The sequence below is a fragment of the Rhizobium sp. BR 249 genome (genome assembly GCF_047445895.1).
In the GTDB taxonomy this organism is placed as follows: domain Bacteria; phylum Pseudomonadota; class Alphaproteobacteria; order Rhizobiales; family Rhizobiaceae; genus Rhizobium.
This window is the reverse complement of sequence record NZ_JARWKX010000001.1, coordinates 1-11,525: the sequence shown is the minus strand read 5'-3', so window position 1 is coordinate 11,525 and position 11,525 is coordinate 1. Positions and strand designations below refer to the sequence as shown.

Sequence of the window (11,525 nt, the reverse complement as noted above, 5' to 3'; positions counted from 1 at the left end):
GGACCTCCCGCAACGCTCTCAGCTTAAGTCATTTCAGGCGCGTTGAGAATTCCCGGCCGTCTAGGCCTTAAGTCAAGACCTCCGCGACTTCGCCGGACAATTGCGATTTCCGATTGATTAATTGCAATGAAGATGTAGCTAATAAAACCGGTTGCATGTCTTTGAAATGCATCGAAGGGAGACGGATCGGATGCTCAACGAGTTTAAGGCCTTTATCGCCCGCGGCAATGTCATGGATCTTGCAGTCGGCGTCATCATCGGCGGCGCCTTTGGCGGCATCGTCAAATCGCTGGTCGACGACATCATCATGCCTGTTGTCGGCGCCATCTTCGGCGGCTTCGATTTTTCGAATTACTTCCTGCCGCTGTCTTCGGCCGTCAACGCGCCGACGCTCGCCGCCGCCCGCGCCCAGGGCGCCGTTTTCGCCTACGGCAATTTCATCACCGTCCTCATTAATTTCCTGATCCTCGCCTGGATCATCTTCCTGATGGTCAAGGGCGTGAACACGCTGCGCGAACAGGTCGAGCGCAAGGAAAAGACCGCACCGGAAGAGGTTCCGCCGCCGCCGGCAGATGTGGCGCTGCTGATGGAAATCCGCGACCTTCTCGCCAAGCGCCCAACGGTCTGATCCAGTCCTGAGTCCGCCCGCTTCGGCCGGGCTCATTCATCACGAAAATCGATATGCCATCACTCGTTATCATGGGATTTGCGGATGCAAATCCTCTATGAAGGCGGAAACCGGAGATATGCATGTCGATTGTAAGCAGCCTCAGCCCGCGCGCCATGGCGGCGCCCGAAAGCGGGATCGTCGAAGTCGTCAATTATGCCCGTGGCCGTGAAGGCCTGTTGCCGCTCTGGGTGGGGGAAGGCGATCTGCCGACGCCTGATTTCATCAGCAGGGCGGCGATGGACGCGCTGGCCGCCGGTGAGACCTTCTACACCTGGCAGCGCGGCATTCCGGCGCTTCGCCAGGCGCTTTCGGATTATTACCACAGGCATTTCGCCGTCCGCCTGCCGGTCGAGCATTTCTATGTCACCGGTTCCGGCATGCAGGCGATCCAGATCGCCGTGCAGACGCTGACCTCGCCGGGCGACGAATTCGTCTATCTCACTCCCGCATGGCCGAATATCGCCGCCGCGCTCGAGATATCGGGCGCGCGCTCCGTGGGCGTCGAGCTGCAGTTCGAAGGCGGCAAATGGGCGGTCGATCTCAACCGCATCGAGGCCGCGATCACTGAAAAGACCAGGGGCCTTTTCATCAACACGCCGTCGAACCCGACGGGCTGGACCGCAACAAGGCAGGATCTCGAAGCCATCCTGGCGCTCGCCCGCAAACATGATCTCTGGATCATGGCGGATGAAATCTACGCGCTTTATTACTTTGCCGGCGGCCGTGCGCCCTCCTTCCTCGACGTGATGGAGCCTGACGACAAGATCATCTTCGTCAATTCCTTCTCGAAGAACTGGTCGATGACCGGCTGGCGCGTCGGCTGGATCGTCGCGCCGCCTGCGATCGGGCAGGTGCTCGAAAACCTCATCCAGTATTCGACGTCGGGTGTGGCGCAATTCATGCAGAAGGGCGCCGTCGCAGCCCTCGATCACGGCGATGATTTCGTGCGTGCCAATATCGCCAAAGCGGGCCGCTCCCGCGATATTCTCTGCGATGCGCTTGTTGCCACCAACCGCGTCGAGACGCTGAAGCCCGACGGTGCGCTTTATGCCTTCCTGAAGATCGACGGCGTCACCGACAGCCGCAAGGCTGCGATCGACATTGTCGACAAGACCGGTGTCGGCCTTGCTCCCGGGACGGCCTTTGGCGCCGGCGGCGAGCTCTTCCTGCGCGCCTGTTTCCTGCGCGATCCTGCCCAGGTGGCAATCGCGGCCGAGCGTCTCTGCGACTATATCGCCAAACTCTAAGATTGCGCGCTCCGGGCGATTTCGTGCCGAAATCGCCCGATCGATAAAACTGTAGCAAAGCCTGAAATCGGGCTCTAACCACGACTCCAAACATACCCGTTCAAAGCCGCCCGAACGGCGCTCCGATAAGAAGATTGGAAAGAAAAACCGGCGCCTGATGCCCCCTGCCTATAAAACGAAAGCAGGGATGCGGGACATGGCGGTTTTGGTGACGGGCGGGGCCGGATATATCGGCAGTCACATGGTTTGGTCGTTGCTCGACGCGGGCGAGGATGTGGTCGTGCTCGACTGCCTCTCCACCGGCTTCCGCTGGGCGGTGGCGCCGGCCGCGCGTTTCTATCTCGGCGACGTTGCCGATCCCGACATCCTGAAGAAGATCTTCATCGAAAACGACATCGAGGCGATCATCCATTTCGCCGGCTCCGCCGTCGTGCCGGTCTCGGTCGCCGACCCGCTCTCCTATTACGACAACAACTCCGGCAAGACCCGCGCGCTTCTGAGCTCCGCGATCAAGGCCGGCATCCGCAACTTCGTCTTCTCCTCGACGGCCGCCGTCTACGGTCAGCAGAAGACGGACCTGCCGGTCAAGGAGACCGCCCCCCTCTATCCGGAAAATCCATACGGCCAGTCCAAGCTGATGACCGAGCTGATGCTGCGCGATGCCGCCGCCGCCTATGACTTCAATTATGTCGCCCTTCGCTATTTCAATGTTGCCGGCGCCGACCCGCACCACCGTACCGGCCAGTCGACCTCGGGCGCCACGCACCTCATCAAGGTTGCCTGCGAAGCGGCACTCGGCAAGCGTGACGGCGTCCATGTCTACGGCATCGACTATCCCACCCATGACGGCACCGGCGTGCGCGACTATATCCACGTTACCGATCTTGCCGACGCGCATCTGAAAGCGCTGCAACACCTGCGCAGGGAGAAAGGTCCGCTCGTTGCCAATTGCGGTTATGGCAGCGGCTATTCCGTGCTCGACGTGCTGAACATGGTCACTCGCCTGCACGGCCACTCCTTCAAGATCCACATGGCGCCGCGCCGGGCTGGGGATTCGGCAAGCGTCGTGGCGGATGCTTCGCTCGCCAGGCAGGTGCTCGACTGGAGGCCGCACTACGATTCGCTTGAGACCATCGTCCAGAGCTCGCTCGATTGGGAACTGTTCCTGTCGAACAAGAACGTCGACGACCTTCAGAGCATTCACCGGGCACTTGCGGCCGCTTCCTTCTGAGCGGCAGGATCAAGGAAACAGCAAGCTTTCTCTGGCTGGCTCTGCCGACGGAAAAGAGAACATGAAGAACTTCCTGGCTGCGCTGCAGCTGCAGAAAGACAATCCGACCTTGCTGACGGCGCAGTTCCAGGCCTTGGCGTCGCAGATTCCCATTCTTTATGTCCTCCTGATCATCAACGCTCTCGCAGTGGCGATCACCCATCTCGAATCCGCCCCGCTCTGGCTTTCGCTCTATATGCCGGTCGGCCTCAGCATCGTCTGCGTCTTCCGTCTCTTCTGGTGGGAGATCAGGGGCAAGAAAGACATATCCGCCGAGCGCGCCTACCGGCTGATGAAGGTCACCATATCGGGCGCCGGCATCCTGACCGTCGCTTTCGGCGGCTGGGCCGTCGCGCTCTACCAGTATGGCGATGCCTCCCAGCAGGGCCAGATCGCCTATTTCCTCGTGGTGACGGGCATTTCCTGCATCTTTTGCCTGATGCATCTGCCGATGGCGGCGACGATAACCACGGTCATCACCTTCTCGGCCATGATTGCCACCTTCATGTTTTCGGGCAATCCCGTTTTCGTGGCGACCGCCGTCAGCGGTCTCTTCCTGATCCTGCCCTTCCTCAGGGTGATCAACAGCTATTTCCAGAATTTCGTCGGTCTGGTGCAGTTGACCGAGGAGCTGAAGCAGAAACAGGCGGAAGCCGAGGAGCTGAACCTCGTCAACAGCCGCAATGCGCTGCAGGACCAACTGACCGGGCTTGCCAATCGCCGCAGCTTCTTTCTCTCGCTGGAAATGCGGTTGCAGAAGAACCCGGCCACGCCACCGGTCATCGGCATTATCGATCTCGACGGCTTCAAACCCGTCAACGACGTCTTCGGCCATGCCGCGGGCGATCTCGTGCTCAAGGAGACGGCCCGCCGTTTCACCGCGCTGGTCGGCGAAGAGGGCATCGTTTCCCGCCTCGGCGGCGATGAGTTCGGCATCATCTTCCCCTGCTCGATGACGCGACAGGCGATCGCCGATCTCGGCCAGGCGCTTTGCGCATCCGTCCGCGATCCCTACGAGATCCCCGACGGGTCAGTGCGCGTCTTCGGCTCCTGCGGCATCGTCTATCCCGATGCCGGGACATACACTGCCGAGGATCTGTACGAGAAGGCGGATTTCGCCCTCTATCAGGTCAAGAGCAAGCGCAGCAGCGGCGTCGAATTCTTCTCGGCCGACCACGAAAAGATTCTGACCCAGCGCTACCTGATCGAACTCGAGCTGCAGGCGGGCGACTTTGCCCGGGAATTGAAACTCGATTATCAGCCGATCGTCGACTTGAAGAGCGGCCGCGTCGTCGGTTACGAGGCGCTCGCCCGCTGGGACAGCGCCCGTTTCGGCCGCATCAGCCCGGAAGCCTTCATTCCCGCGGCCGAGCGCACCGCCGTCATCGGAAGGATGACGCGCATCCTCTTTGCCCAGGCGCTCGAAGCGCTGGCGATCATGCCGAGACATCTCAAGCTATCGTTCAACCTCTCGGCGCGCGACATCTGCGACCACGAGACGTCGATGGCTCTGCTTGCCATGATCACCCGCTCCGGCATCGACCCGAAGCGCATCGAATTCGAGATTACCGAAACGGCGCTGCTTTCCGATTTCGATGCTGCCGACCGGGTGATTTCAATGCTGCGCGCCGCCGGCATCGCGATCGCGCTCGACGATTTCGGCACTGGCTTTTCGAGCCTCAGCCATATCCATCGTCTTGCCTTCGACAAGCTGAAGATCGACAAGAGCTTCGTGATGAATTTCGATCGCGACGCCCGCTGCATGAACATTACCCGCTCGGTCGCCAATCTCTGCCAGAATCTCGGCATCGCCTCCGTCGCCGAAGGCGTCGAAAGCGAAACGATCGCTGAGGGGTTGAAGGCGATGGGTGTTCGGCTGGCGCAGGGCTATTATTTCTCGCGGCCGCTGCCGCTGGAACTTGCCATCGAATACGCCGCCAGATGCGACGGCGCCGCTTCCGCCCGCAATTCGCTTTCCGCCTGACAATCGGTCGCCGCCGGACGCAAATCGACTGGAGCGATGTTTCATCCTCGTCTATTCCTAGTCTCGAGCCTTTCCTGGTCAGAGTGCTTCAATCTGACCAGAAAAGGCTCCAACAGGGGAGGCGAGGAATGCAGGACGGCGAAGTCATCATCGAGCGGCGGGGCACCGCCGGCATCATTCGGCTCAACCGGCCGCGCGCGCTGAACAGCCTGACGCTGCCGATGATCCGGACGATCACCGAAGCCCTCGAGGCTTTTGCCGGTGACACCACGGTGGCGAGCGTCGTGATGACCGGTGAGGGCGAGCGCGGCTTCTGCGCCGGCGGCGATATCCGCGCCCTGCATGAGAGCGCCCGTGCGGGCGACGGGCTAGCAGGAACCTTCTGGCGCGAGGAATTCCGCCTCAATCACATGATCGCCCACTATCCGAAGCCCTATGTCGCGCTGATGGACGGCATCACCATGGGCGGCGGCGTCGGCCTGTCGTCGCACGGCCGCCACCGCATCGTCACCGAGCGCACGCGCCTTGCCATGCCCGAGACCGGCATCGGCTACCTCCCCGATATCGGCGCCACCTGGCTGCTGCCCCGCGCCCCCGGCGAGATCGGAACATGGCTCGGCCTGACCGGGCTCGATGTCGGCGCGGCCGACGCGATCCACGCTGGGCTTGCCGACCTCCAGATCGCCTCGTCGCGGCTTGGAGAAGTGATCGATGTCCTGTCGGCCTTGCCGCTCGGCAGTGCGTCAGGCGATGTCGACGCCGTCTTGCGGAGGTTTTCCGAGCCTCCGGCAGAAGGGCGGGTGCAGCGCAACGCGGCGACGATCGATCGCGCCTTCCGTTTCGACACTGTCGAGGAGATCCTCTCGGCGCTTTCCGGGGAGAAGGATGAATTCGCCGGCGAGACGCGGCGCGTGCTGCTGACGCGCTCGCCGACCAGCCTGAAGCTCGCTCTCCACCTGCTGAGAGCCGGCCGGCGCAGCGCTTCGCTTGCCGAATGTCTCGGCCGCGAACTCGGCGCCTGCCTGCATATGCTGGATAATCCTGATTTCTTCGAGGGCATCCGCGCCGCCGTCATCGACAAGGACCGCAATCCGAAATGGTCGCCGGCGTCAGTCGAGGCCGTGGAGGCGGCAACGGTCGAGCGCTTCCTGAAACCGGCCGAGCCGCCGCTTTCTCTTTGATGCCGTAGCCCTTCTCCATCGACGCATGCAGGGACTGCCCGGCGGGCGAGGGCGCCTGCGTCCTCATGTCAGCCGCTTCGCCACCAAATCTCTGCTGCGCCCCGCTGAAACCATAGGCTGCCCTGTCCTAAAGCCTAGCCTTTCCTCTCCCTTGATCCGATCGACCGCCAAACACGCTCCGACATAGTGTCGGCGAGGTGACCCGTAACCGACACCTCTCGATCACGCAAAACAGGAGCGCATCATGTCACAGGCAGAAGCAAGACCTCGTACGACTGGTCAGCAGGAGACAAGCAGCATCCAACAGCCCGGCAGGCCGCAGCCCGACGAATTGGTTCCGTCGCGCTACGCGGTGCGGATCGGCGATATCGAGGTTCTGATCATCAGCGACGGAGTGCTGCCGCTCCCGACCGCGATGCTGGGGCACAATGTCGACGCGGCCGACCGGGCGGTGTGGCTCGACGACATGTTCCTGCCGCAGGACGCTTTGGACTGGGCGCTGAACGTCGTCCTCGTACGCAGCGGCGGGCAGACCATCCTCATCGATGCCGGACTGGGGTTGGACCCGGACTTGAACCTGCCGCGGGCCGGGCAGCTGGTCAGGCGGCTGGAGGCTGCCGGCATCGATCTTGGTTCGGTGACCGACGTGGTGCTGACCCACCTGCACATGGACCACATTGGCGGGTTGCTGGTCGATGGGGTGAAGGACCGGCTGCGTCCGGACCTCAGGATTCATGTGGCAGCGGCCGAGGCGAAATTCTGGGAAGCTCCCGATTTCAGCCACGTCTCGATGCCGCCGGGCTTCCCGGATGCGCTTCGGGCGACTGCAAAGCGGTTCCTGAGCGAGTACGGCAGCCATCTCAGGCTGTTCGACGAGCGGTCCGAGGTGGCGCCAGGGGTGGTTGCCCAACGCACCGGCGGCCACACTCCCGGGCATAGCGTGGTTCGTCTGGCATCCGGCGGCGACAAGCTGACCTTCGCCGGCGATGCCATTTTTGCGGTCGGGTTCGAGCACCCCGACTGGTACAATGGTTTCGAACACTATCCCGAGGAAGCGGCTCGCGTTCGCCTCGATCTTTTGCGGGAGCTGGCGGCGACCGGTGAACAGCTGGTGGCCACTCACCTGCCGTTCCCCTCCGTCGGCCGGGTGGCGGTCGACGGCGAAGTCTTCCGTTGGGTGCCGGTCTTCTGGGACTATTGAGCGCCTGTCAACTCAGGCCGAACCAAAGCGCGCTGCATGGATCGGATTCCATGCGGCGCGCTTTATCGCCACATCCCACGCATGCGGGCGCCGACATCGATGCGCACCTGCCGCGCCTGCGCCTGAGCGGCGGATTCCGATTTCACCTGCGGCCAACTGCAGGCCTCGAAGAACTGAAGCAGCGTCGCCGGGATGAAGCGGCTGCGCGAGGCATAGACGTGCCGGTCGCCCTGGGCGTTCTGCCCGTAGGTGAAGAAACGTTGTGGCACCACGAGATCGAGCCCATCTCTCGCCCGCGTCATCGCGACATAGAGCAGGCGGCGTTCCTCCTCGATTTCAGCAGTGGTGCCGACGGCGAGATCGTTCGGAATGCAGCCGTCGACGACATTCAGCATGAAGACCCTGGTCCATTCCTGGCCCTTGGCCGAATGGATTGTGGAAAGGATGAGATAGTCCTCGTCGAGCAGCGGCACGCCCGCCTGATCGCTCGTCGCATCCGGTGGATCGAGCGTGAGTTCGGTAAGGAAACGCTCACGCGAGGCATAACCGCCGGCGATCTGCTCGAGCTGCAACAAATCGGCTTGCCGCGTTGCAGCATCCTCGTGAAGGCGTTCCAGATGCGGCGCGTACCATTGCCGCGCCAGCTCGATTTCCGCCGGCCAGCCGGCCTTGCCGGATTTCATCTCCTGCAGCATCGAAACGAAGGCGGTCCAATCCTCGCCGGAGCGCGGCGGCGCCGGCATGGCGGCAAGAGCCGACAGCGGGCTTGCATCCTCGGCCATCAGGTCGAGCGCCTTCTGCGCCGTCGACGGCCCGACGCCCGGCAGGATCTGCATCAGCCGGAAGCCCGCCACCCTGTCGCGCGGGTTCTGCGCGAAACGAAGGGCGGCCAGCATGTCCTTGACATGCGCGCTGTCGAGAAATTTCAACCCGCCGAACTTGACGAAGGGAATGTTGCGCCGGGTCAATTCGACCTCCAGCGGCCCGCTGTGATGGGAGGCGCGGAACAGCACGGCCTGCTGCTTCAGCTTGAGGCCTTCCTCGCGATTGTCGAGCACCTTGTCGGCGACATAGCGCGCCTGCTCGGCTTCATCCCGCACGGTGACGAGGCGCGGCCGCTCGGATGATTGCCGCTCGGTCCAGAGGTTTTTGGTGAAGCGCTCCGAGGCGAGATCGATGACGGCGTTGGCCGCCGCCAGGATCGGCTGCGTCGAGCGGTAGTTGCGGTCGAGCGTGACGATATTGGCCGCCGGGCTGAAGGCGGCGGGAAAATCGAGGATATTGCGCACCGTCGCGGCACGGAAGGAATAGATCGACTGCGCGTCGTCGCCGACGACGGTCAAGCCCCGGCCCTCCGGTTTCAGCGCCAGCAGAATCGAGGCCTGCAGCCGGTTCGTATCCTGATATTCGTCGACGAGCACATGGTCGAAACGGCTGCCGATGTCCTCGGCGATTACGCTCTCGCCGACCATCTGCGCCCAGTAGAGCAGCAGGTCGTCGTAATCGAGCACGTTCTGAGCCTGCTTCGCCTCGACATATCTAGCGAAAAGCTCGCGCAGCTGTTTCTCCCAGGCCGCGCACCAGGGAAAAGCGTCGCGCAGCACGAGGTCGAGCGCCGTTTCCGAATTCACCGCCCTGGAATAGATGGCAAGGCAGGTGCCTTTGGCCGGAAAGCGGCTTTCCGTCTTCGAGAAGCCGAGGTCGTGCCGGATGAGGTTCATCAGGTCGGCGCTGTCTTCGCGATCGTGGATGGTGAAATCGGCATCTAGGCCAATCTGTTGCGCATAATCGCGCAGCAGCCGCGCGCCGATGCCGTGAAAGGTGCCGGACCAGGATAACGCATCCGCCATGACGCCGGCATTCGAACCCAGCACGTCGCGGCAGATGCGCTCGACGCGCCGCGCCATCTCGGCCGCCGCCCGGCGCGAGAAGGTCATCAGCAGGATGCGACGGGGATCGGCGCCCTTGACGATCAGATGGGCGACCCGATGCGCCAGCGTATTCGTCTTGCCGGAGCCTGCGCCGGCGATGACCAGCAGCGGCCCGGCAATATGGATGCCGTCGGTGAGCGTGCCGTGTTCCACGGCCATGCGCTGCTGGGGATTGAGCTTTTCGAGGTACATCCAGCCGTCCGGTCGGGCTCCCGCAGAATCACTGGGGAAAGATTAGATGTTCCTTGAATGTTCGCGATTGCCGCCTCTGTCAAGCGGCGCGACGACCTCAATCGGGGAAATCCGGGCCGATCACGCGCCGCACCAGTTTCAGGCTGCGATCAGGCTGGAGGATATAGGTTTCCTCTACCCGCTGGCCCGTCCCGTTGTAGAATTGGTGATGGACGGCGCTACCGACCGGCGACTTGGTGAGCTTCGTCCGCGGCTGGCCGCCATAGGTGATGCTGCCCGGAATGGGTTCGAGCGGCGGCGTATCGGCCGAGGAGCAGCCGGCCAGCAATGCTCCGGCAAACAATGCCCCAGAGAATCGGGCGGGCAGAAGCGCTTTCATCGTCGTCATCCCTCTTCGATTGCTACAAATATGGAAGCTGCCGCGGCTCCCGCCAAGGGCCGCAGCATCGCTGTCTGCGGCGATATCGCTCGCGCATCCCCGCCGGAGAAGGGAACCAAAACGCCGCCTGGGGTGTTGACATGCCGGATCGAAACGCGGGAGACCAACATGCAGTTGCTTCTTCGCCTCTGGGCAACGACCCTGATATTGGGTTGCGGCGTCTTTGCCGGCTCCGCCTACGCCTCGCTGGAAACGGCCGGCACGGACTATTCGGCCTTGCCGAAGGACCAGATCGCCCTCAACGACTATACCGGCACGGCCGCCTGTGAGCCGGTAGAGCCTCACTATCTCCCATCTTTCATCCGCACGGCGGACGGTACGATCATCGGTGTCGGTTATGTCGAGGTGGAGAGTGAGGGCGGCTCGGCCTGCTGAGCATATGGGCCTGCTCGGACGAGGCTCGCCTGCGTTCCCGCAGAGGTAACGAGCCTCTGACCATCATCATGATGGCTGGACGTCTTCTATTGAAGCCATTGCACCGGACGCAACGCCTCTTGCGCCAAAACCCGGCACAACTTCGATGCAGGGTTAAGTGAAAATCAACGCATCGTATCGTTCCGGCACGCACCATTGGCAAGGAGCCGGAATTTCATCAAGCCACTAATGCAGCTTCAGCTTCGCCTCTTCGGCCGCCGCCAGGAATTCGGCTCTCGCCTCTTCCACGCTCTTGCGCCCATCGAGTGCCGCCCGGCAGGTGCTGCGGGCCTTGATGTAACGAAGCCCGCGCGAACTCGGCCAGAGATCCGCCAGGCATTTCAGCGCATCGAACGGCCCGTTGACCGTTCGCGCATCCGCGCCTTCGAAACCGACCGTAACCGGGCTGTTCCATCGTTCAGTTGCCATCGATGCTCCTCCAGGGTTTTCGACAGAAACAAGGGCTAGTGTCTCCTTATTCCTCCGGGGAGACGCCGCCATAACGGGCATTCTAGCGTGATTTTTGCTGTCAACAATGGTGAATCGTTCGTTGCCGATGAGACGAAATGTCAGCTTGCGCACGCACGCAGACCAAGAGGAATTTTATCCATCGCAAATAAGTTGTATGGCGCTGGCGCCCTGCCATGGCTGCCCCTAACCCTCTCCCCGTAAACGGGGCGAGGGGACGTGCCCTCCGCGAGGCTTGCGAGGAACGGAGAGGTCGCGGCTTGGTCCCTTCGCCCCGCGAGCGGGGAGAAGCGCAACCATTAAGCTGAAGACCTTTGCGGCGGGGGATTTTTTACCCACGGGGTTTGGCGTTTGAGGACTGTGTTGGCGAAGATGATAAGTTTGCGCACACATGCAATGAGGGCCGTTCTGTGGGCTTTACCTTTTTCGACGAGGCGTCTGTAGAGCGCCACCAGCACCTCGTTCCAGCGCTGCGACGCCGGTAAGGCGGCATTGAACAGCGCTCTGCGCACGCGCGCCCGGCCGCCG

General features: G+C 62.4%; 10 protein-coding genes and 1 pseudogene. 7 read left to right on the top strand and 4 right to left on the bottom strand.

Annotated elements, in window-relative coordinates; translation table 11 throughout:
* Positions 1–190: 190 nt before the first annotated feature.
* The 6 genes from mscL to QD408_RS00030 all read left to right on the top strand — a co-directional run bounded on the left by mscL (position 191) and on the right by QD408_RS00030 (position 7,553).
* Positions 191–628 carry a large conductance mechanosensitive channel protein MscL gene (mscL, locus tag QD408_RS00055; RefSeq protein ID WP_088680367.1) on the top strand — a complete coding sequence of 146 codons (438 nt, stop codon included), beginning with the start codon at positions 191–193 and terminating at the stop codon, positions 626–628.
* A 122-nt stretch (positions 629–750) separates the two neighbouring features.
* A complete protein-coding gene (locus QD408_RS00050) occupies positions 751–1,917 on the top strand; it encodes a pyridoxal phosphate-dependent aminotransferase (protein WP_414137944.1) in 1,167 nt (388 codons plus the stop codon).
* 196 nt (positions 1,918–2,113) lie between these two features.
* Positions 2,114–3,148, top strand: coding sequence for a UDP-glucose 4-epimerase GalE (gene galE / locus QD408_RS00045; protein ID WP_088680808.1), 1,035 nt, complete (start codon positions 2,114–2,116; stop codon positions 3,146–3,148).
* A 61-nt stretch (positions 3,149–3,209) separates the two neighbouring features.
* Positions 3,210–5,171 carry a putative bifunctional diguanylate cyclase/phosphodiesterase gene (locus QD408_RS00040; RefSeq protein ID WP_414137943.1) on the top strand — a complete coding sequence of 654 codons (1,962 nt, stop codon included), beginning with the start codon at positions 3,210–3,212 and terminating at the stop codon, positions 5,169–5,171.
* Positions 5,172–5,299: 128 nt separating this feature from the next.
* Complete coding sequence (locus QD408_RS00035; RefSeq protein WP_414137942.1) at positions 5,300–6,352, top strand: enoyl-CoA hydratase/isomerase family protein; 1,053 nt, start codon at positions 5,300–5,302, stop codon at positions 6,350–6,352.
* A 244-nt stretch (positions 6,353–6,596) separates the two neighbouring features.
* Positions 6,597–7,553: an MBL fold metallo-hydrolase gene (locus QD408_RS00030; protein WP_414137941.1), complete on the top strand. Its 957-nt coding sequence runs from the start codon at positions 6,597–6,599 to the stop codon at positions 7,551–7,553.
* Between the two features lie 62 nt (positions 7,554–7,615).
* On the opposite strand, the gene QD408_RS00025 is transcribed toward QD408_RS00030, so the two are convergent.
* Positions 7,616–9,676, bottom strand: a complete 2,061-nt coding sequence (locus QD408_RS00025; protein ID WP_414137940.1) for an ATP-dependent helicase — start codon at positions 9,674–9,676, stop codon at positions 7,616–7,618.
* A 97-nt stretch (positions 9,677–9,773) separates the two neighbouring features.
* Positions 9,774–10,055 (bottom strand): hypothetical protein, encoded by a 282-nt coding sequence (locus tag QD408_RS00020; RefSeq protein ID WP_414137939.1) that lies wholly within the window; start codon positions 10,053–10,055, stop codon positions 9,774–9,776.
* A gap of 168 nt (positions 10,056–10,223) precedes the next feature.
* Here QD408_RS00020 and QD408_RS00015 point away from each other — a divergent pair, with 168 nt between their 5' ends.
* A complete protein-coding gene (locus QD408_RS00015) occupies positions 10,224–10,490 on the top strand; it encodes a hypothetical protein (RefSeq protein WP_088680810.1) in 267 nt (88 codons plus the stop codon).
* A gap of 225 nt (positions 10,491–10,715) precedes the next feature.
* Here QD408_RS00015 and QD408_RS00010 read toward each other — a convergent pair whose 3' ends face one another.
* Both QD408_RS00010 and QD408_RS00005 read right to left on the bottom strand, forming a co-directional pair.
* Positions 10,716–10,958, bottom strand: coding sequence for a DUF982 domain-containing protein (locus QD408_RS00010; RefSeq protein ID WP_414137938.1), 243 nt, complete (start codon positions 10,956–10,958; stop codon positions 10,716–10,718).
* A gap of 338 nt (positions 10,959–11,296) precedes the next feature.
* Positions 11,297–11,525 (bottom strand): annotated as a pseudogene (locus QD408_RS00005) (IS110 family transposase); the annotation flags it as partial.